This is a genomic window from Legionella tucsonensis (genome assembly GCF_001468035.1).
GTDB lineage: Bacteria > Pseudomonadota > Gammaproteobacteria > Legionellales > Legionellaceae > Legionella > Legionella tucsonensis.
This window is the reverse complement of the sequence record NZ_LNZA01000001.1, coordinates 2,353,823-2,374,286: the sequence shown is the minus strand read 5'-3', so window position 1 is coordinate 2,374,286 and position 20,464 is coordinate 2,353,823. Positions and strand designations below refer to the sequence as shown.

Below are 20,464 nucleotides of genomic sequence, written 5' to 3'. Positions count from 1 at the left end.
GCAACGGATTTGTTTAACGACGAACAATTACCTGAATGTTCTCTGCGTTTTTGATTGCATGAGGTTTACTAATTCCCACTGTAATTTGGGGAACTTTAAATTGTTTTTTGATTAAATCTGCGACTTCATTGGCTACTGTTTCAATGAGTTGGAATGATTTTGATTCAACATAAAGAGCTACACTGTTACAAAGTGCTTCGTAATCTATGGTTTTAGTCAAATCCTCCTGACATGTACTGAAATCAGTATCAATACTAATATCAATTAACAATTGTTGATTAATACGTTGCTCCCATTCGTAAACGCCAATTTTAGTACTTACATTAAGGGCTTTTATAATTAAAGTATCCAATGTTATTCCTTCCTGCCAAAAAACGATTTATTGATTTTATCGAAATAGTTACTCCTATGTAACCCCAACTCCATGAGTCGAGGTTACATATAGAATTATAGAGTGCGGATACTGTTCCTCTATTCCCTTCAGAGTCAATTTTTGCATTATTTCGAGTGGATATTACAGTAAGTATGTTAGGATTAGGCATTTGATGATGTTGGGATAACATGATGTATGATCTGGATCAATCTCTATTTCTGCGTGCTTTAAGACGACAACCTGTGGAGCGAACTCCTGTATGGATGATGCGCCAAGCAGGACGATATTTACCTGAGTATCGAAAGACTAGAGAGCAAGCGGGGGATTTTTTAAGTCTTTGCAAAAATCCTGAACTTGCTTGCGAGGTTACTTTACAGCCTTTGCGTCGTTATGCTCTGGACGCAGCTATTTTATTTTCCGATATCCTGACAATTCCTGATGCGATGGGATTAGGTTTATATTTTTCTGAAGGGGAGGGGCCTTGTTTTCATCGTCCCATACATGATACGCAGAAAATTACTAACTTACACCCCCCTGAAACAGAGTCTTTAGCTTATGTAATGAATGCAGTGCGGCTCATTCGTCGGGAAATGCCAAAAGAGCTTCCTCTAATTGGTTTTGCAGGCAGTCCATGGACTTTGGCGTGTTATATGGTTGAAGGTAAAAGCACTAGAGACTTTAAACGTATTTTGCATTTGCTCTATACTGAACGTGAAGCTACTCATATGTTATTGCATAAATTGGCAATATCAGTAGCAAATTACCTTATTGAGCAAATTAAGGCAGGCGTTAATTCAGTCATGCTTTTTGATACCTGGGGCGGAATTTTAACACCGGAAAATTATCAAAAATTTTCCTTAGAGTATATGCAGAAGATTGTGCATCAAATTAAAGTACATTATCCCAATGTACCTGTTATTTTGTTTACCAAAGGTGGCGGTCAATGGTTAGAAAAAATGTTGATTACGGGTTGTGATGCTTTGGGAATTGATTGGACATGTGATTTGGGTGAAGCGCGGCGAAGAGTGGGTAATCAAGTCGCGTTACAGGGAAACCTTGACCCATCTGTGCTGTTGACTTCGAAACAATGTATTCGAGAACAAGTAAAAGAAGTATTGGCATCCTTTGGCTCAGGCTCAGGACATGTCTTCAACCTCGGCCATGGCGTAACTCCTGATGTTCCCCCAGAGCATGTTGCTGCCATGATTGAGGCCGTTCATGAGTTTAGCCCTTATTATCATCAAAATGATCCCAATTCCAATGGTTGTTTAAAATAACTGTAAAAGGTAAGAAGCTATCTAGATTAGACAGGATATGCGGCAAAAAACCAAATTCTACTCCAGATTTTTTGCCCTATCTCTATATTAAATGGAATGGTTTATGCCATAATGATTTCCAAGCCATGACTTTAAATATTTGGGGCAGCCCTGCAAAGTCAAGTTGTCCATAAATGAATTTTTGCAGTTATAGATGAAAAGATGGATTCTTCTCTATGTATAATCAAAGAAATGGATGTCGTCCATTATGACACTTTCTCAAAAAATTGCTGATGAAATTTTTATTGATTTGGCGCTGCAAGGTGGCGGAGCTCATGGTGCTTTTACATGGGGCGTATTAGATCGTTTATTAGAAGAAAAGAAGCTGAAACTCGATGGTATTTCTGGTACGTCTGCTGGTGCTATGAATGCTGTAGTACTTGTTGATGGTTACACTAAAGGCGGTCCTCAGGGAGCACGCGACTCACTTGAATTGTTCTGGAAGAGTGTCTCTGAAGCAGCACGTTTTAGTATCTTGAAACGCAGTCCTCTTGATATTTTTCTGGGCCAATGGTCGCTTGATCATTCTCCTTTTTTTATTGCCATGGACATCTTGTCTCGAGTGTTTTCTCCATACGATCTTAACCCATTAGGGGTAAATCCACTCCGCGATATTTTAGCAAAAACTATTGATTTCAAACGATTGTCACGAAGTTCAATCAAATTATTTATTACTGCGACAAATGTTAGCACCGGCAGAGGAAGAGTATTTCGCAATAACGAAATCACTCCTGAGGTACTTCTTGCATCGGCTTGTTTACCTACTATGTTCAAGGCTGTCGAGATTAATGGAGAGCACTATTGGGATGGAGGCTACTCAGGAAATCCCACAATTACACCGCTTGTACGCGAATGTAAATCGCAAGATACGATTTTAGTGCAAATTAATCCTGTGACACGACCAGGGTTTCCTCAATCTGCAAAAGATATCCTCAACCGATTGAATGAAGTTTCATTCAACGCAGTATTACTCAAGGAACTTCGTATGATTGCTTTATTACGCCAATTGGCATATCCAGATAACTCCGAAGGGGCAAAATGGGCAGGCATGAGAATACACCGAGTAAGCAGCGACATCATGCTTGAGCTCGGCTCTTCCTCTAAGCTCAATGCAGAATGGGACTTTTTACTCATGCTTCGAGATGAAGGGCGTCGAGCTGCTGAGGCTTTTCTCAAGGAGCATGTTAATGACCTTGGCCGACGTTCATCACTTGACCTTGATGTATTACTTGAGGGAGTTTAGCCGTTCCTAAACTGCTTACTCAATTGAATAGCCATTTCTATTGATTGTTCATAGTTGAGTCGAGGATCAACCAGACTATGATAGGCTTTTTTCAGATCATCGGCAGCTAACCCACGGGCACCGCCAATGCATTCAGTAACATTATCACCAGTAAGTTCAAAATGAACACCACCTAAATAACTACCCATATTACGATGAATTTCCAAAGCTTGTTTTAGTTCTAAAAGAATATTATCAAAGTGACGTGTTTTAATGCCATCCGTTGTAGTTTCTGTATTGCCATGCATGGGATCACAGGACCAGGTGACTGGAATTTTTGTTTTTTTCACTGTTTCAATAAGAGGGGGGAGTAGTTTATCTATGTGTCGTGCTCCGAGGCGAGTAAACAACAAAAGCCGTCCTTCTTCACGCTGGGGATTGGCTCTGTTCAATACTTCTTCCAGCCATTCTGGAGAGGCTCCAGGTCCGATTTTGATGCCAATAGGATTTTCTACGCCACGTAAAAACTCCAAATGCGCACTGTCAATTTGTGCGGTGCGCATGCCAATCCAGGGAAGGTGGGTAGAAAGGTTATACCATAAACCATCTTCCATTTGTCGCGTCAATGCTTGTTCGTAATGCAAATGCAGGGCTTCATGAGAAGTATAAAAATCGACTTTAGATAAATTACTGGATTGTATTCCACCAATAGTATCTAAAAAGTCCAATGCATCGGCAATTGATTTAACCAGAGTTTGGTATTCTTCTTTTTGCTTTGAATGTTCAACAAAACCTAAGTCCCATTGCTGGGGGTGATTAAGGCTAGCAAAACCACTGTCGAGCAAACTACGAATAAAATTTAAGGTAATCGCCGAGCAGTTATATGCTTGCAATAATAATTTAGGATTGGGTTCTCGTGCTTCCTGGGTAAATTCTGGAGAGTTGACCAGATCGCCACGATAACTGGGTAAAGTAACACCCTCGATTGTTTCATAATCTGAAGAACGGGGTTTTGCATATTGTCCAGCGATGCGTCCCACACGAATAATGGGTTTTCGTAAGCCATGTAATAAAATCAAACTCATCTGTAAAATAATTTTTAATTTATTACTGATAATTTCTGAACGACAATCATTAAATGATTCAGCGCAGTCACCACCTTGAAGAATAAAGACTTCTCCACGTCCCGCACGTGCAATTTCCTTTTTTAAACTGTTTACTTCACTGCTGGTAACGAGTGGAGGTAAAAGGCTCAGTTGCTCTACAATTTTATTTAACTGTTCATTATCAGCATAAGTTGCAGCTTGTAAATACGAGTACTGGAGCCAAGACGTAGGCGACCATTTTTGCATAAAAAAACCCATATAACTTTTTTGAGTCTAAGTATGGAATAAATGAATACATACTGCAAGCGAACTGGACCTTCTTGTGATGATTTACTCTTCATATGATGTAGTGTAGCGATGAACGCTTTTATTGTTAAAAAGATAATCAACAAATATTTTTTAAACAAAACCTATGGTTTAACGGGTTTCGTTGCGTTGCATCCAGGTACATAAATAAAAAAAATTTAAAGGCTTGAAATCTCCTCAGGTGCCCCCATCTCTGATTTTCACATTGCTAAGCTGTTGGATTAGGAGTAATTGCATGAGTAAAAAACAAGATAAAAATTGGCACCAATTTAAAGAAGAGCATGAATCTAAAGAGTCCAAAGAAGTTGAGCATCCTGAAGATGCTATGGATTTGCCTGAAGAGATAGAACACATGGAGCCTTCTCTAGATCATCCAAGTTACGTAGAATTGAGTGAAAAACTCACTCTTGCTGAACAGCAAGCTCATGAAAATTGGGAAAAAGCAGTCCGAGCTCAAGCCGAGTTGGATAATGTACGGCGTCGTGCTGAGCGTGAGGTAGCTAATGCTCATCGATATGGTGTTGAGAAGTTAATTACTGATTTATTACCTGTAATCGACAGTCTGGAGCAAGCCTTACAGCTGGCTGTTAAAGCAGAGGATGCATCAATGCATGAAGGTTTAGAATTAACTTTGAAGCTTTTTATGGATGTATTGAAGAAATTTGAGGTTCAGCAAATTGATCCCACTGGTGAGCCCTTTGATCCTCAGCTTCATGAAGCGATGTCTATGCAAGTTGCACCCGATGCAGAAGCCAACACAGTATTAGCAGTATTCCAAAAGGGATACAAACTGAGCGATCGCGTGATTAGACCGGCGCGTGTTGTCGTATCAAAAAAATAAAAATGTGTGCTTTGTGGGTTGAAATTGGCATGTTATACCCCATATAAGAATCATCGCATTAGAAATTACTACTTTGGAGCAAGAATAGAATGGCTAAAATTATAGGAATCGACTTAGGTACCACCAACTCATGTGTTGCTGTAATGGAGGGTGATAAACCTAAGGTTATTGAAAACAGTGAAGGCCACCGTACTACGCCTTCCATCGTTGCTTTTACTGATGACGGTGAAGTACTGGTTGGACAATCTTCAAAGCGCCAAGCAGTAACCAACCCGGATAATACTTTATTTGCAATTAAGCGATTGATTGGTCGTCGTTTTGATGATGCAATTGTGCAAAAAGATATTAAGATGGTACCTTACAAAATTGTTAAAGCGGATAATGGTGATGCTTGGGTTCGTGTGAAAGATCAAGACAAAGCACCGCCACAAATTTCTGCTGAAGTTTTACGAAAAATGAAAAAAACCGCAGAAGACTACCTCGGTGAAGAGGTGAAAGAAGCGGTGATTACTGTACCTGCTTATTTCAACGACTCCCAACGCCAGGCAACCAAAGATGCTGGCCGTATTGCAGGTCTTGAAGTAAAACGTATCATCAACGAGCCTACCGCTGCTGCTCTTGCCTACGGTATGGACAAAAAACGTGGTGATGCAATCATTGCCGTGTATGACCTTGGTGGTGGTACTTTTGATATCTCAATTATTGAAATTGCAGAAGTTGATGGGGAACATCAATTTGAAGTACTCGCAACAAATGGTGATACCTTCTTGGGTGGTGAGGACTTTGACTTGGCGTTGATTGAATACCTGGCTTCTGAGTTCAAAAAAGATACTGGTATTGATTTACACAACGATCCATTGGCATTACAACGACTGAAAGACGCTGCTGAAAAAGCAAAAATCGAACTTTCTTCAGCACAACAAACAGATGTTAATTTACCTTACATTACAGCTGACGCTTCTGGACCAAAACACTTAAATATCAAATTGACTCGTGCCAAACTGGAGTCTTTGGTTGAGAAACTGGTTGAGCGTACAATAGAGCCTTGCAAAATCGCATTGAAAGATGCTGGATTGACTGTATCACAAATTAATGAAGTCATTTTGGTGGGTGGTCAAACCCGTATGCCTTTAGTCCAAAAAACAGTAGAAGAGTTTTTTGGTAAAGAGCCGCGTAAAGACGTTAACCCTGATGAAGCAGTTGCTGTCGGTGCTGCCATCCAAGCTGCAGTATTATCAGGTGAAGTAAAAGATATTTTGTTGCTTGACGTAACTCCTTTATCTTTAGGTATTGAAACTATGGGTGGTGTGATGACAAAACTCATTGAGAAAAATACCACAATTCCCACTAAAGCCAATCAAGTGTTCTCCACCGCAGATGATAATCAAACGGCAGTTACTGTGCATGTGTTACAAGGTGAACGAGATCAGGCATCTGCAAATAAATCTTTAGGTCGATTTGATTTAGGTGATATTCCTCCTGCTCCCCGTGGTGTACCACAAATTGAGGTAACTTTTGATATTGATGCGAATGGTATTCTTAATGTTTCTGCTAAAGATAAAGCGACAGGTAAAGCTCAATCAATTGTCATTAAAGCATCTAGCGGTTTGAGTGATGAAGAAGTAGAGGCAATGGTCAAGGATGCTAAGTCTCATGCTGAAGAAGATAAGAAATTTAAGGAAATGGCAGAGCTACGTAACCAGGCAGACGGCTTGATTCATAGCTGTGAAAAATCTATGAAAGATTTGGCAGATGAACTTAACGAAGATGAGAAAAAAGGGATTGAAAATGCTATTGCTGAATTAAAAGAGGCAATTCAGGGTAGTGATAAAGCACAAATTGAAGACAAATTAAAAGTGCTAAGCGATGCTTCTGCAAAAATGGCTGAGCGTGTTTACGCTAAAAAAGCATCTGAAGGGCAAGCTGGACAAGCAGGACAAGAGCAGGCGCAATCCCAAGAGTCAGCTAAAGCTGATGAAGGTGTTGTGGATGCTGAGTTCGAGGAAGTTAAAGACGATAAGAAGTAATCGGTTATATCGTGACTTAGTAACTTAGGTGGCTTTGTGATCTAAATACAGCGAAGCGGAACCCGGAATTAAGAGCTTATTATGCTTAGAGTTCCGGGTTCCGCTTCGCTGTACCTAGACCCCATTGTCCATTTTTAATTTTTAATATTGTGAGTAGTTATGGAACAGCGGGATTATTATGAACTTTTAGAAATAAGTCGAACTGCAAGTGATGCTGAAATTAAAAAAGCATATCGCAGATTGGCAATGAAATATCACCCTGATCGTAATCCTGGTGATTCTGCTGCAGAAGAAAAATTTAAAGAAATTCAATACGCTTACAGCATTCTTTCTGATTCACAAAAACGTGCAGCTTATGATCAATTTGGTCACGCAGGTGTTGATCCTTCCATGCGAGGTGGAGCTGGTGGTTTTGGTGGTTTTGGTGATGTCTTTGAAGATATTTTTGAAAATATCTTTTCGGGTGGACGCGGGGCAGGACGACATTCGCGTGGTCAACGTGGCGCCGATTTACAATTTAATGTGCAATTAACACTTGAAGAAGCGGCGCAGGGTAAAGAAGTGCAAATTACAGTTCCTCGACATGGTACTTGTTCTACCTGTAGTGGAAGTGGGGCCAAAAAAGGAACCCAACCAAAAACTTGTGAAACCTGCAGCGGTATGGGACAAGTTAGAATTCAGCAAGGTTTTTTCTCTATTCAGCAAACCTGTCCTAGTTGTCATGGTGAAGGAAAAATTATTTCCGATCCTTGTTCAGACTGTCATGGTCAAGGCCGGGTACGTGAAAGTAAAAAACTGACAGTTAAAATTCCTGCAGGTGTTGATAATGGCGATCGAGTTCGCTTAAGTGGAGAGGGAGAAGCAGGCACTCATGGCGGGGGGGCTGGTGATCTTTATGTACAAGTCAATGTAAAAAAACATACTATATTTGAACGTCATGAAAATGACTTACATTGTGAAGTGCCAATAAGTTTTATCGTCGCTGTTATGGGGGGGACTATAGAAGTGCCAACCCTTGAAGGACGCGTCACTTTAAAGATCCCTGAGGAAACGCAAACCGGTAAAGTGTTTCGCTTAAGAGGTAAAGGGATGAAGTCCGTGCGTGGACATGGCCAAGGGGATTTATTATGTAAGGTGGTTATAGAAACTCCTGTGAATTTATCACGAGAGCAAAAAGAATTATTAACTAAATTTCAAGATTCACTGGAAAACGCTAAAGGAAAGCATTCCCCACGATCCAATTCTTGGTTTGCAGGTGTGAAAAAATTCTTCGAAGACATGAAATTTTGAAATAAGTAAGTTACAATTGCTCACATTTATCTAAATGTGTATTTTTTGAACTTGCTGGCTAAGGGATTTGTAATTGTCAGTCATTTGTAGTCTGGGTGAATCACCCAGACTACAGATTCGTAGAAAAGACACATTGAATAACTAACAGAGTAGATCCATGATGAACCAACCAGCAATTTTAGTATTAGCCGATGGTACCGTTTATGAGGGTATTTCGGTAGGAGCAACAGGCGACTGTGTCGGAGAGTTGGTTTTTAATACTTCTTTAACCGGTTATCAGGAAATGCTCACTGATCCTTCCTATGCACGACAAATCATTACATTGACTACAGCACATGTAGGAAATACTGGATGTACGCATGAAGATATGGAGTCAAATAAAATTTGGGCAGCGGGTTTGGTGCTTCGTAACTCTTCAATAATCCATAGTAATTATCGTGCGGAACACTCTCTTCCTGATTGGCTCAAAAAAAATGGGGTAGTTGCTATTGCTGGAATTGATACTCGGGATTTAACCTTACGTTTACGAGAGCACGGTGCTTTAGGTGCTTGCATTAGTACTGATGTAGAGAGCCCTGAACTGGTTTTGGCGAAAGCACGATCTTTCTCTGGATTGCAGGGTGTTGATTTGGCTCTGGAGGTTTCTAGAAAAACCATAGAGCGTTGGCATGAAGGGCAAGGCGAATGGGGGAATGGTTCCCAACCGCAACAATTTCATGTTGTTGCTTATGATTTTGGAGTGAAGCACAATATTCTTCGTATTTTGCATGATAAAGGGTGCCATTTAACTTTAGTTCCCGCAAAAACTTCTGCTGAGGAAGTTTTAGCGATGAATCCCAATGGGGTATTTTTATCAAATGGGCCAGGAGATCCACAGGCTTGTGATTATGCTGTTCGCGCAACTCAGGAATTTTTGGCACATGATATTCCTCTATTTGGTATTTGTCTGGGTTTTCAGATTTTAGCTTTAGCTTGTGGTGGAGTGACCAAAAAAATGAAATTTGGTCACCACGGCGCTAATCATCCTGTAATTGAAACTGAAGGGAAAAAACGCGTTTTTATAACCAGTCAAAACCATGGATTTGCAGTTGATGAAGAGAGCTTGCCCGACTGTCTTGCGATAACTCATCGTTCTTTATTTGATAATACTCTACAGGGTATTAGACATAAGGAAAAACCAGCATTGGGTTTTCAAGGACATCCAGAAGCCAGTCCCGGACCCCATGATATAGAAATAATATTTAATGAATTTATACAATTGCTGAAATAGGAAACATACCCAAAATACTTCAAAATACCAGCTTTTGCACGTGCTTTGATTTTTTTGATCAAGCAAAAAACCAAAAGATGGGGAATAGCAAGATCTATAGTGAGTTTTTTAGCTTTCTTGGTCGAAAAAAGCATCAGTGCAAAAATAGCATTTTTGAAGTATCTTGGGTATATAAATATCTAAGAGGATTAATTAATGAATGAAAGTCATGTTTTTACGTCTGAGTCGGTTTCTGAAGGACATCCTGACAAAATAGCAGATCAAATTTCTGATGCAATTCTAGATGCTATTTTAATGCAGGATCCTGTTGCTCGTGTTGCTTGTGAGGTGTTCGTTAAAACAGGTATGGTATTAGTCGGAGGAGAAATCACTACTAAAGCGTGGGTAGATGTGGAAGCGGTAACGCGACAAATAATTAAAGAAATAGGTTATAATAGTTCGCAAATGGGTTTTGATTGGGAGTCTTGCGCAGTACTTTCTGCTATAGGAAAGCAATCTCCTGATATTGCTCAAGGTGTAGATAATAACGAAACGAAAATTCTTGGTGCTGGAGATCAAGGTTTAATGTTCGGTTATGCCAGCCGTGAGACAGATGTTTATATGCCAGCTCCTATTGCTTACGCACATCGTTTGATGGAAAAACAAGCCCATTTACGTAAATCAGGAGCATTACCCTGGTTGCGTCCTGATGCCAAATGTCAAATAACCTTAAAATATGAAAAGGGTATTCCTGTTGAAGTAGATACAGTTGTTTTCTCAACGCAACATGCAGCTGAAATTGGATACAATGATTTAGTCGAGGCAGTGCGTGAAGAAATTATTAAAACAACATTACCAGGTGAATGGTTAACTCATAAAACACGTTACTTTATCAACCCAACAGGTCGGTTTGTTATTGGCGGTCCTTTAGGCGATTGCGGGCTAACTGGTCGTAAAATTATCGTAGATACTTATGGTGGCATGGCGCGACATGGAGGAGGATGTTTCTCAGGTAAGGACCCTTCCAAAGTAGATCGCTCAGCAGCATATGCAGCGCGACATGTTGCAAAAAATATAGTTGCTGCGGGACTGGCTGATAAGTGTGAGCTACAAATTTCTTACGCAATTGGTGTTGCTGAGCCCACGTCAATTTTTGTTGAAACTTTTGGTACCGGGCGTTTGCAGGATAGCGAAATTATTGAATTAATTAATACTCATTTTGACTTAACACCACAAGGTATTATTGAATATCATGATTTGCTTCGTCCAATCTACAGACAAACAGCCACTTATGGTCATTATGGACGCGAGAATTTTCCATGGGAACGTTTGGATAAAGTAACGGAACTACGTAAAGCTTTATAAGGAGACTCTAATGGAACTCGTCAATAAAGTAGGAGCAGGGAGCAAAATGATAGAAGATTATAAAGTAGCTGATATGTCGCTGGCTTCTTGGGGACGTAAGGAAATTGCAATTGCCGAAACCGAAATGCCAGGTTTAATGGCTTTGCGTGAAGAATTTGCTGCAACAAAACCGTTAAAAGGCGCCCGAATAGCAGGCTGCTTACACATGACAATCCAAACAGCAGTGCTGATTGAAACATTGATCGTTTTGGGTGCTGAAATTCGCTGGTCTTCTTGTAATATATTTTCCACCCAGGATCATGCCGCTGCAGCTATAGCAGCTAAGGGCATTCCTGTATTTGCCTGGAAAGGTGAAACTGAGGAGGAATATTGGTGGTGCGTAGAGCAAACCCTTGCTGGACCGAATCATTGGACTCCTAATTTATTGCTGGATGATGGTGGCGATTTGACACAAATCGTTCATCAAAAGTTTCCAGAATTATTACCTGGGATTAAAGGGCTTTCTGAAGAAACAACAACGGGTGTTGCCCGCTTGTATGAAATGGCCAAAAAAGGTGATTTAAAAATTCCTGCGATTAATGTGAATGATTCTGTGACTAAATCTAAATTTGATAACCTCTACGGTTGTCGAGAGTCCTTATTGGATGGATTAAAGCGGGCTACTGATGTGATGATTGCAGGAAAGGTTGCTCTAATTTTAGGTTATGGCGATGTAGGGAAAGGCTGTGCTCAAGCATTACGAGGTCAAGGTGCTGTTGTTTTAATTGCAGAAATTGATCCTATTTGCGCACTTCAAGCTGCAATGGAAGGATATCGGGTTGTGACTCTGGATGATGTTGCTGAACAAGTAGATATTGTTATTACTGCTACAGGAAACTACCATGTAGTAACTCATGATCATATGAATCGAATGCGTCATCAGGCTATTTTATGCAACATTGGCCATTTTGATTCTGAAATCGATGTACAGAGTTTAAAAAAATACCAATGGGAGAATATTAAGCCACAAGTAGATCATGTCATTTTTCCTGATGGGAAGCGCTTAATTCTTTTGGCTGAAGGGCGTTTGGTTAATTTAGGTTGTGCTACAGGTCATCCAAGCTTTGTCATGTCAGCATCTTTTTCCAATCAAATCCTTGCGCAAATTGAGTTGTTTAAAAATGCGGCTCAATATGACAGACAAGTGTATGTCCTCCCCAAATTATTGGATGAAAAAGTAGCTCGTTTGCATTTGGGACGCATCGGAGCGAAACTGACGCAACTTACCAAAGAACAAGCGGACTATTTAGGTGTAGCGGTCAGCGGTCCTTATAAATCGGAGCAATATCGTTATTAATTTGTAAATTCTATCCTACACTCTCTTGGAAAGGAGGGTGTAACCCTCGTATTTACAAATAAACGTATAGGTTGGACCACGGCCTAGCCTACTGTTTCACTCAGGCTAGTATTATTTTACCATCTATCTGATTTTGTATTTTGAGCAAAATACTCATCAAGCCTACGTTTTGTTCCTGGACTCACCATATCCGGTAATTTATTGTAATCATACCAAGCTATTTGTTCAATTTCAGGAGAAGAGGCTTTTGCTGAGGTAAAGCGTTTAATAATAAAGATTATCGGATAGTCATATACTCCCATATAAGTATGAAAATAAATCCCAAATAGTTGCGGTTCTTCAGTTGGAATTATGCCTACTTCTTCTTTTAATTCACGTATGATGGCTTCTTTAGCGGACTCACCTTTTTTTACACCCCCACCTGGAAGATACCAATGCGACTGATAAGTATGTTTTACCAACAGGATCTGATGGTGATGATTTAAAATAATGGCACGAGAACCAAGAGTTTTTAAACCAAGTAAAGATTGTATTTTTCGTATGCAACGAGTGACGTTTTTATAAAAAAAATATCGTAGGTTTATCATAAATTTTTTAATATAAACAAAGGGATAGGTGCAGTATATAGTGTGTGCACAGAATTTCAATAAACCTATTTTTAAGATTAATACATTACGTATAGGAGAGTAACATTTTGGGATAAGTTTGATCTTGTTTCGCCCGGTTTCTTATTGCATACTGAATTGCGACTTATTTTATAAGGAGATTGTTGCATGTTTAAATCAGGGATTTTGGGTTTAGGTTTTTTATCGATGGCACATGGTGTTTTTGCTTCACCTCATCAGGATGCAGTTCGAGTCATAATCAAATATAAAGAACAAATAACCAGTGTTTCCTCTTTAAAGTCACAAATAAAACAAGTAACCCAGTTGCCTGTGAAGGAATTGAATCCTATGGCAAATGGTGCGTTTTTATTAATTTTAGACACAACAAACAGTACTTTGGTTAAAGGGGATAATCAGGATGTTACATCTTTGATTGTGGAACGTTTGCGTAAAAATCCCCAAGTTTTATACGCAGTTAAAGACAGAATTAGTTATTTTAAACCCGCTCCTGATCCTGAAATTTTGGGTACAGGTGATTTATTATCGCACGAAAGTCAGTGGGATGAGTTTTCCCGCCCTGCAGGGATTATGTTGGAATCCAAACCCGGAGTTAGAGATGGTGCCTGGGCCTATACTACTGGCTTTTCTAAAACACCAATAGTCGTTGCAGTTTTAGATACGGGAATCGCTTTAAATGATAGCTTGATCAATAATCTGGTAAAAGATAGTGCAGGTAATTTATGGGGTTGGAATTTTGCGGGAAATAATAATAACTTAATTGATGAAACCCGATCCTACCATGGTACTCATGTTGCTGGAACTATTGCGGGCTATGGCAGTGTTATGAGCGGCATGGGTGAAGATTTAAAAATTCTTCCTTTAAAAATTCCTGCTGCTAATGGCATGTTCTATGAAAGCTCTGTCATTAACGCCATTTATTGGTCTGTAGGCGGTGACGTTCCTGGAGTACCTACCAACATTCATCCCGCTAAGATATTGAATATGAGCTTTGGTGTGGACAAGGGACCTAAAGAAGAAATTGATTATTGTGATCAAGCGTTACAAGAAGCAGTCTTTTTTGCACGTAAAAAAGGTGCGGTATTAGTTGTCGCAGCAGGAAATGATAATGTTTGGGAGCATTTTAATGCACCGGCAATCTGTAATGGAACCATAAAAGTTGCTTCTACTGGTCCCGAGGGATTTAGGTCCTATTTTTCGAATTATGGCCCAAGTATTACTTTAGCAGCTCCAGGGGGAGACAAGCGTTATGGCACTTGGGGAGGTATTTTATCTACAGTGAATCCCGGAGGGGGTTATCATGGATCGGGTTTTGATTTTTACCAAGGAACCAGTATGGCTACTCCTCATGTTGCTGGTGTTGCTGGATTGATTATTGCCGCCAGTGAAAAAGTACTTAGTTCAGAACAAGTGGAACAATTACTTTATACAACGACGCATGATTTTGGAGTAAGTAATGATGCGAACAAATCATGTGTTGGTAAAAAACCTTGCGGACATGGAATTTTAGATGCTGAAAATGCGGTTAAGGCTGCAGCAGCGGGTTATGATCTTCACTTTTCTGCTCCAAAAATGGAACGTTTAGCAATGAAAGATTGTGGAAAGAATGCACTCACTCCTAACAAAACTCGTGTTATTTCAGAGGGTAGTATTTGGATACAAAATCATACCACTTGTGATGTTAGGGCAAACCTTCAAAAACCTCATGTAGAACAAACTAAAAATGGAGCTATTATTGCCTATTATGGTTCTGTAAGTTATCAGCTCGATCAAAGTGCTTACAAGTCATGCCATGTAATTGGTTATGATGGAGTGGGTTGTTATTTATAATCCAGTTTCTACCTCTCTCTTAACGGAGAGAGGTAGATATATCCTGGAAATTCTAAGACACCGCCTGTATTTTTGCTTTAAAATAGTCTAAATTGCAAATAAATATCTCATCACAAGGAGTGTGCAATGATACTAGAGAGCCCTGCGTTTACTCATTATGCGCTTATTCCTAAAGAATATACCTGCAATGGTGTCGACCATTCCCCGCCATTAATATGGAAAAACATACCTAAAAACACTCAATCTTTTGTTCTAATCATGGATGATCCGGATGCGCCAATAGGGTTGTGGGTGCACTGGATTTTATTTAATCTTCCTGCTGACTGTCACGAGCTTAAAACAGGAGCTATTCCTTCGAATGCAATCAGTGCACGAAATAGTTGGAACAGAACGGGTTATGGTGGACCTTGTCCGCCAAGTGGTACTCATCGTTATTTCTTTAAACTCTATGCTTTAGATACCTTATTAAATCTAGGAGAGCATGCGACGAAAAAAGAAATAGAGACTGCAATGCAAAATCACATTATTGAGCAGACTGAATTAATTGGTAGATACAGCAAGCCGTCTTAAAAATAAAGTGTTGTAGCTTAGGTGAAGCTAAAAGCAAAACCTAGGTTTAGTTAGACCCTTTAGGTTCTACTTTGCTTCATCTTAGACAGAAGAAATTTAAAATCGGGCAATAGTTAAACCACAACACGACTCAGTTACTTCATTTAAATGTTCAACAACAGTACTTATGAATCGAGTAAGTAAGTATATGGGATTAAAAACAATAGAGGCAACTGCAGCACAGGCTGCGATAATGCCCATAGTTGCATCCACAACGGTATGTGCTGCACATGTTTTAAATGCAGAACATGTACTGGAACTGATATCTGTATTAGGGGCAAAAATTGCTAATAGCAAAGCTGGAACGGTTAACAATAAAGTAGCCATCAGATAAATAAAGCTTTTTAAAAAAAGCAATAGGGCATTTACTCCCAACCAAATAGGGCTATGGATTGGACGAACGATTAAGTTAGTAAAATCTTGTAAATCATGAATTGGTTTAAAATAGGAGGGATTTGGAATTGGAATCAACTCAGCGTATTTGCTTCGCAAACTATAATATTGATCCCAAGTCGATCCTAATTTTGAAAAAAAACCGGGCATAACATCTCTCTTTTTATTGTTTAGACTAGAATAATCCGCATAGACTCTGCTGCATCCAGATTGAAAACGTATACTTTTTTAATTAAGAAGGAATTTTTCCACAAGCAATACGATCGCCACCACCACCCAAAGTTGGATTATCACTATAATTATCTCCTCCTGCGTGAACCATAATGGCGTGTCCCTTGATATCTTTAGTTTTTAAACGTGGTGCTAATGTAGGAGTATTTGCTTCACCATTACTATCAACAACCAACACAGGTAAATCACCTAAATGCCCCTCGCCATATGGACCAAGATGTTTATTAGTATTGGCAGGATCTAAATGGGCACCCGCTTTTTTAGCATGATCGCCACAATCGGGATGTTGATGGATGTGGAAGCCGCGAATTCCCACAGGAAGTCCAGACAATTGGGGTTTAATAAGTAAACCGTATTTGCTGTCTTCAAAAACGACTTTTCCTATTGAAGTGCCATCTATGGTGGAAAGATCACTTGTTACGGTTCCTGCAGTGACTATTGACGCGATAAATAACGTCACAGCACCCATAATAATTCGTTCTTTTTGTTTGATTTTATTCATGATTAAATCCTTTTTAGTGACAATTTTTTCATTCTAACATAGCATATCACTTATATATGTTATTTAAATGTTGAATTTAAAAGAACGTGAATAATTTATTGGTTAATAAGGTCTGTTTCCATTTCGCTAGTTTGGCCAAGATAGTAGAGATGGAAACAGACCCTAGAAATTTATTACGTCTTTAAGGCTTTTATTATGATTAAAAATTTAACGTCCAATATCAGAACAGCTACATTACACGATGCTGAAGCTATTGCACAAATTCATATCTGTTCCTGGCAAAAGATGTATCGAGATTTCATTCCAGAAATTATATTACAAAACTTATCCTTAAAAGAGCGAACTCAGCAGTGGCGCGATTTGATAGAGCGGGAAGTTAAAGTATTAATCATGGAAATCAACAATCAAATTGTTGGCTTTGCCAGCATTTGTCCTTTTCGTGATTTTAGTGCAGATAATTCAATGGGGGAGATCAGTGCTATTTATTTACATCCCGATTACTGGCGTAGGGGATTAGGAACCCAATTATGTCTGGCTGCAATTTCTGAACTTGCAAATCAGGGATATAAAAAAATACTTCTATGGGTATTCGAAGACAATATTCAGGCACGGAAATTCTATGATGCCCTAGGTTTTGAAGCCACCAGCTCAACTAAATTAGAAGAATTTTATGAGGGCGGGGCTCTATTAAAAGAAATTCTTTATCAGAAAACTCTTTAATTGGTCGCTGTTTTATGAGTTGTACCTGGGCAGTATAGCGCTCAGCTTCATGTTGAATAAACTTAAGTTCCACAGAATGTTTGATATACTCGTTCGTGAGGCTTAGGTAAGCACTGTAAGTATTCAGTGTTTTTCTGTTGGTGATAAGGATTTTTTAGTACAGCTAAAAGATTATTCATTAAGCTGCTGTCGTTGTTTTCAATAAACTTTCTAATTGCATTTTCAACTAAGTGGTTTCTGGGAATATAGGCCGGGTTTACCTGGTTCATCTTGGTTTTTATTTTGTTGATCGCAATATTTTGTTGTTTAATACACACTAACCAGTCAGAAACCCACTGTTCACTGTTAGGTTGATTTCCCAGTGCATTGATTAAATCGGTTTGAGAGCGCTCACAATCAATGGCTTGACTCATCAGCCTAAAGGTATTTGTAAAATCCGGTTTATGTTGCTGTAATAATATGAAAAAATTGTTAATAAGTTCACTAGAGTGAGTATTTTCCTCAGAAAGACCTAACTTTTTTCTTATTTTTTTATTCCAGTATTGAGAGAAGCGTTCTGTGAATGAGTTGAGTACTTCGAGTATTTGTTGGGGTGCTTCCTTATCTTTAAATAAAGGCAGTAGGCTTAGACTAAATTGTGCCAAATTCCACTTTGCTATAGCGGCTTGATTGCCAAATGCGTAACGACCTGCAAGATCAATAGAGCTAAATACAGTACCAAAGTCAAATTCATCCATAAACGCACAGGGGCCATAATCGATGGTTTCCCCAGATATTGTCATATTATCTGTATTCATGACTCCATGAATAAAGCCTACGCCTATCCACTCAGCAATAAGGCTTGCTTGCCGATCCACAACTTTTTTAAACAACTCAAGATAGGGGTTTGCACTGGGTAAAAGTTCGGGATAGTGTCTTTCAAGAGCATAGTAAGCAAGAGAGTGGAGTAATTGCTTATCTTTTTGGGCAGCGGCATATTCAAAAGAACCCACACGCAGGCTACTGGATGCAACTCGGGTTAATACGCCTGATGGTACGGGACCATCCTGGCGATAGATCTTTTCTTGGCTTGCAATGGCAGCCAGGCAGCGGGTAGTTGGAATATTTAAACCATGCATTGCTTCGCTGATCAGATATTCTCTTAATACAGCGGAAAGAGGGGCTCTACCATCACCCATTCGCGAAAACATTGTTTTTCCCGAACCTTTGAGTTGTATATCCCATCGCTTCCCATCTTGACTGCATAGTTCACCAAGTAACACGGCGCGCCCATCTCCCAGAAGAGGGACATAGTATCCGAATTGGTGTCCTGCATAGGCTAATGCAATACTTTTAAGATGTCCTGGGACTCGATTTCCGGCATAAAAAGATATAATTTCTTTTTCATTGGCAAAAGAGGCGTTCGGGGCACAAAGATATGAAGCAAGTTCGTGATTGAATTTAACTAAATATGGATTTGCGATCGGCGTTGGCTCGATCACCTCGTAAAAATTAGCAGGCAATTTGAGATAAGAACTCGGATGAATGTAAGGAATCAAATCAAGCCAATCCATAAAAAAAGTGTATGTTAAATGTTTAACAAAAATCCTTCAATTTAATACAGTTAGAATTTAAAAAAAATTAAATAGCTCTACGAGAGTTATTACTGAATTAATTAAAAGAAAACCCCTTAATGATATTATAGTGTCTTGTGTTAGAAACAGCTAAAACTGAGGGATGAGAAATAAAAACCAAATCTTCATTCTCATCAGGGCAAACGCATGCTTTGTTTATTAATCCAAATTGTGTAATCCGGGTTCAGTCGGGGATCGATCTGGCAAACATAGTGATGTACCACGTTGAGGAATGGATTTCCGTCTGCGCTGGAATAACACGATTTGCATGATGAACTGACTTCAAATTGAGCTCAAAATGATACGATCTTGCCCTGCATGCTCATATAGGTATTTTTAAATTCAAAAAATTTCATGTATTATAGTTAACCCTTAATCGATGAGGTAAAGTGATGCAAGGGAATATTTTTCAAGTGCAAGATCTTATTAAAACAAACATGTGGTTTTTTTATGTTGTTATTACTGTTATTAGTACAGGTCTTTTGCATGCTCTTGTCGCCCGAATGCTTCGTCACCTGACACATAGGGGAGAGAGTACCAGAGTTATATTTGGCAAAGCTTTGTTGAGCGCCTTAAGTTTACCAATCGGGTTTCTTATCTGGCTATTTGGTTTATCTTTCGCCTGTTCTATTATTTTAACTCATAAAAAAAGCCTTCTTTTTATAACCAATCTCCTGGAGATCAGAAAAACAGGAGTCATTTTGATTCTGTGTTGGATTCTGGTGCGCTTCATACGGAAGATTGAATTGCTCTATATTCATAACTGTACAGAGCAAGGCAAAGATGTAGATAAAACGTTGATCCATGCTGTAGGACAGCTCTTAACTATTGCTGTATTCATCTCAGGTATGTTGGTGATAATGCAAATTATGAATATTCCTGTTGCGGGACTTCTGGCATTTGGTGGAATTGGTGGAGCTGGTGTTGCATTGGCTGCCAAAGACCTCCTTGCAAATTTTTTTGGTGGTCTGGTGATATATATGGACAGGCCCTTTAAGGTAGGGGATTGGATTCGCTCACCGGATAAGAATATTGAAGGCATTGTTGAGCATATCGGATGGCGGATGACACGGATTAGAACTTTTGATAAGCGGCCATTATATGTGCCTAATGGTATATTTTTAACAATCAGCGTTGAAAATCCATCCCGAATGTTACATCGTAGAATTAAAACCAATATTGGCATTCGTTATCAAGATGCGGATAAAATAGATACAATTACAAAGCAAATAAGAAAAATGCTTCACGAGCATGAAGAAATCGATAAATCACAATCATTGACTGTAAGTTTAGTTGAATTCGGTCATTCCTCACTCAATATAATGGTCTCTGCTTATTCTAAAATGACAAAATGGGACCAATTTCAAATAATACAACATGAGATTCTTATGAAAATCCTCGATATTATTTCAGAAAATAATGCTGAATGTGCGTTCCCTACACAAACATTGTACTTACAACCGTCCAATGCTTAGAATAAATGGATACGGTTATAAAATAAGTCCCTCTTTA

The 20,464-nt window shown here is 39.2% G+C and carries 18 protein-coding genes; 12 read left to right on the top strand and 6 right to left on the bottom strand.

The window, feature by feature from the left end; translation table 11 throughout:
• Positions 1-13: 13 nt before the first annotated feature.
• Positions 14-352, bottom strand: coding sequence for a dihydroneopterin aldolase (gene folB, locus Ltuc_RS10445; RefSeq protein ID WP_058521200.1), 339 nt, complete (start codon positions 350-352; stop codon positions 14-16).
• 212 nt (positions 353-564) lie between these two features.
• Here folB and hemE point away from each other — a divergent pair, with 212 nt between their 5' ends.
• Both hemE and Ltuc_RS10435 read left to right on the top strand, forming a co-directional pair.
• On the top strand, positions 565-1,650 hold the full coding sequence (hemE, locus tag Ltuc_RS10440) for a uroporphyrinogen decarboxylase (protein WP_058521199.1): 1,086 nt from the start codon (positions 565-567) through the stop codon (positions 1,648-1,650).
• Positions 1,651-1,897: 247 nt separating this feature from the next.
• On the top strand, positions 1,898-2,932 hold the full coding sequence (locus Ltuc_RS10435) for a patatin-like phospholipase family protein (RefSeq protein WP_083498078.1): 1,035 nt from the start codon (positions 1,898-1,900) through the stop codon (positions 2,930-2,932).
• Here the strand turns inward: Ltuc_RS10435 and Ltuc_RS10430 are convergent.
• Entirely contained in the window at positions 2,929-4,263 is a 1,335-nt protein-coding gene (locus tag Ltuc_RS10430; RefSeq protein WP_058521197.1) for a 3-deoxy-7-phosphoheptulonate synthase class II, read from the bottom strand. The two genes, Ltuc_RS10435 and Ltuc_RS10430, sit on opposite strands and share 4 nt — an antisense overlap.
• Before the next feature lie 295 nt (positions 4,264-4,558).
• Here Ltuc_RS10430 and grpE point away from each other — a divergent pair, with 295 nt between their 5' ends.
• The 6 genes from grpE (at position 4,559) to ahcY (ending at position 12,431) form a co-directional block, all read left to right on the top strand.
• Positions 4,559-5,164, top strand: coding sequence for a nucleotide exchange factor GrpE (gene grpE, locus Ltuc_RS10425; protein ID WP_058521196.1), 606 nt, complete (start codon positions 4,559-4,561; stop codon positions 5,162-5,164).
• An 89-nt stretch (positions 5,165-5,253) separates the two neighbouring features.
• The gene (gene dnaK, locus Ltuc_RS10420; RefSeq protein ID WP_058521195.1) at positions 5,254-7,191 is read left to right on the top strand and encodes a molecular chaperone DnaK; all 1,938 of its coding nucleotides are present in this window, start codon (positions 5,254-5,256) and stop codon (positions 7,189-7,191) included.
• Positions 7,192-7,350: 159 nt separating this feature from the next.
• Positions 7,351-8,481, top strand: coding sequence for a molecular chaperone DnaJ (gene dnaJ, locus Ltuc_RS10415; protein WP_058521194.1), 1,131 nt, complete (start codon positions 7,351-7,353; stop codon positions 8,479-8,481).
• 157 nt (positions 8,482-8,638) lie between these two features.
• A complete protein-coding gene (gene carA, locus Ltuc_RS10410; protein ID WP_058521193.1) occupies positions 8,639-9,751 on the top strand; it encodes a glutamine-hydrolyzing carbamoyl-phosphate synthase small subunit in 1,113 nt (370 codons plus the stop codon).
• Between the two features lie 195 nt (positions 9,752-9,946).
• Positions 9,947-11,095: a methionine adenosyltransferase gene (gene metK, locus Ltuc_RS10405; RefSeq protein ID WP_058521192.1), complete on the top strand. Its 1,149-nt coding sequence runs from the start codon at positions 9,947-9,949 to the stop codon at positions 11,093-11,095.
• 10 nt (positions 11,096-11,105) lie between these two features.
• Positions 11,106-12,431, top strand: a complete 1,326-nt coding sequence (ahcY, locus tag Ltuc_RS10400; protein ID WP_058521191.1) for an adenosylhomocysteinase — start codon at positions 11,106-11,108, stop codon at positions 12,429-12,431.
• A gap of 116 nt (positions 12,432-12,547) precedes the next feature.
• On the opposite strand, the gene Ltuc_RS10395 is transcribed toward ahcY, so the two are convergent.
• The gene (locus Ltuc_RS10395; protein ID WP_058521190.1) at positions 12,548-13,018 is read right to left on the bottom strand and encodes an NUDIX domain-containing protein; all 471 of its coding nucleotides are present in this window, start codon (positions 13,016-13,018) and stop codon (positions 12,548-12,550) included.
• Positions 13,019-13,204: 186 nt separating this feature from the next.
• On the opposite strand from Ltuc_RS10395, the gene Ltuc_RS10390 reads away from it, so the two are divergent.
• Positions 13,205-14,884 carry a S8 family serine peptidase gene (locus tag Ltuc_RS10390; RefSeq protein ID WP_058521189.1) on the top strand — a complete coding sequence of 560 codons (1,680 nt, stop codon included), beginning with the start codon at positions 13,205-13,207 and terminating at the stop codon, positions 14,882-14,884.
• A 126-nt stretch (positions 14,885-15,010) separates the two neighbouring features.
• A complete protein-coding gene (locus tag Ltuc_RS10385) occupies positions 15,011-15,454 on the top strand; it encodes a YbhB/YbcL family Raf kinase inhibitor-like protein (protein ID WP_058521188.1) in 444 nt (147 codons plus the stop codon).
• 96 nt (positions 15,455-15,550) lie between these two features.
• Here the strand turns inward: Ltuc_RS10385 and Ltuc_RS10380 are convergent, their stop codons facing one another.
• Both Ltuc_RS10380 and Ltuc_RS10375 read right to left on the bottom strand, forming a co-directional pair.
• Positions 15,551-16,036: a hypothetical protein gene (locus Ltuc_RS10380; protein WP_058521187.1), complete on the bottom strand. Its 486-nt coding sequence runs from the start codon at positions 16,034-16,036 to the stop codon at positions 15,551-15,553.
• Between the two features lie 82 nt (positions 16,037-16,118).
• Positions 16,119-16,619: a superoxide dismutase family protein gene (locus Ltuc_RS10375; protein WP_058521186.1), complete on the bottom strand. Its 501-nt coding sequence runs from the start codon at positions 16,617-16,619 to the stop codon at positions 16,119-16,121.
• A 195-nt stretch (positions 16,620-16,814) separates the two neighbouring features.
• Between Ltuc_RS10375 and Ltuc_RS10370 the strand changes: the two genes are divergently transcribed.
• Positions 16,815-17,339 carry a GNAT family N-acetyltransferase gene (locus tag Ltuc_RS10370; RefSeq protein WP_058521185.1) on the top strand — a complete coding sequence of 175 codons (525 nt, stop codon included), beginning with the start codon at positions 16,815-16,817 and terminating at the stop codon, positions 17,337-17,339.
• Positions 17,340-17,401: 62 nt separating this feature from the next.
• On the opposite strand, the gene Ltuc_RS10365 is transcribed toward Ltuc_RS10370, so the two are convergent.
• On the bottom strand, positions 17,402-18,892 hold the full coding sequence (locus Ltuc_RS10365) for a protein adenylyltransferase SelO (RefSeq protein ID WP_058521184.1): 1,491 nt from the start codon (positions 18,890-18,892) through the stop codon (positions 17,402-17,404).
• A 452-nt stretch (positions 18,893-19,344) separates the two neighbouring features.
• Here Ltuc_RS10365 and Ltuc_RS10360 point away from each other — a divergent pair, with 452 nt between their 5' ends.
• Positions 19,345-20,427 carry a mechanosensitive ion channel family protein gene (locus Ltuc_RS10360; protein WP_238584113.1) on the top strand — a complete coding sequence of 361 codons (1,083 nt, stop codon included), beginning with the start codon at positions 19,345-19,347 and terminating at the stop codon, positions 20,425-20,427.
• The last annotated feature ends 37 nt before the right edge of the window (positions 20,428-20,464 follow it).

Excerpts from the sequence above, each read along its gene's own strand:
- hemE (WP_058521199.1), top strand. The coding sequence starts at position 565 with ATGTATGATCTGGATCAATCTCTATTTCTGCGTGCTTTAAGACGACAA.
- Ltuc_RS10435 (WP_083498078.1), top strand. The coding sequence starts at position 1,898 with ATGACACTTTCTCAAAAAATTGCTGATGAAATTTTTATTGATTTGGCG.
- Ltuc_RS10430 (WP_058521197.1), bottom strand. The coding sequence starts at position 4,263 with ATGCAAAAATGGTCGCCTACGTCTTGGCTCCAGTACTCGTATTTACAA.
- grpE (WP_058521196.1), top strand. The coding sequence starts at position 4,559 with ATGAGTAAAAAACAAGATAAAAATTGGCACCAATTTAAAGAAGAGCAT.
- dnaK (WP_058521195.1), top strand. The coding sequence starts at position 5,254 with ATGGCTAAAATTATAGGAATCGACTTAGGTACCACCAACTCATGTGTT.
- dnaJ (WP_058521194.1), top strand. The coding sequence starts at position 7,351 with ATGGAACAGCGGGATTATTATGAACTTTTAGAAATAAGTCGAACTGCA.
- carA (WP_058521193.1), top strand. The coding sequence starts at position 8,639 with ATGATGAACCAACCAGCAATTTTAGTATTAGCCGATGGTACCGTTTAT.
- metK (WP_058521192.1), top strand. The coding sequence starts at position 9,947 with ATGAATGAAAGTCATGTTTTTACGTCTGAGTCGGTTTCTGAAGGACAT.
- ahcY (WP_058521191.1), top strand. The coding sequence starts at position 11,106 with ATGGAACTCGTCAATAAAGTAGGAGCAGGGAGCAAAATGATAGAAGAT.
- Ltuc_RS10395 (WP_058521190.1), bottom strand. The coding sequence starts at position 13,018 with ATGATAAACCTACGATATTTTTTTTATAAAAACGTCACTCGTTGCATA.
- Ltuc_RS10390 (WP_058521189.1), top strand. The coding sequence starts at position 13,205 with ATGTTTAAATCAGGGATTTTGGGTTTAGGTTTTTTATCGATGGCACAT.
- Ltuc_RS10385 (WP_058521188.1), top strand. The coding sequence starts at position 15,011 with ATGATACTAGAGAGCCCTGCGTTTACTCATTATGCGCTTATTCCTAAA.
- Ltuc_RS10380 (WP_058521187.1), bottom strand. The coding sequence starts at position 16,036 with ATGCCCGGTTTTTTTTCAAAATTAGGATCGACTTGGGATCAATATTAT.
- Ltuc_RS10375 (WP_058521186.1), bottom strand. The coding sequence starts at position 16,619 with ATGAATAAAATCAAACAAAAAGAACGAATTATTATGGGTGCTGTGACG.
- Ltuc_RS10370 (WP_058521185.1), top strand. The coding sequence starts at position 16,815 with ATGATTAAAAATTTAACGTCCAATATCAGAACAGCTACATTACACGAT.
- Ltuc_RS10365 (WP_058521184.1), bottom strand. The coding sequence starts at position 18,892 with ATGGATTGGCTTGATTTGATTCCTTACATTCATCCGAGTTCTTATCTC.
- Ltuc_RS10360 (WP_238584113.1), top strand. The coding sequence starts at position 19,345 with ATGCAAGGGAATATTTTTCAAGTGCAAGATCTTATTAAAACAAACATG.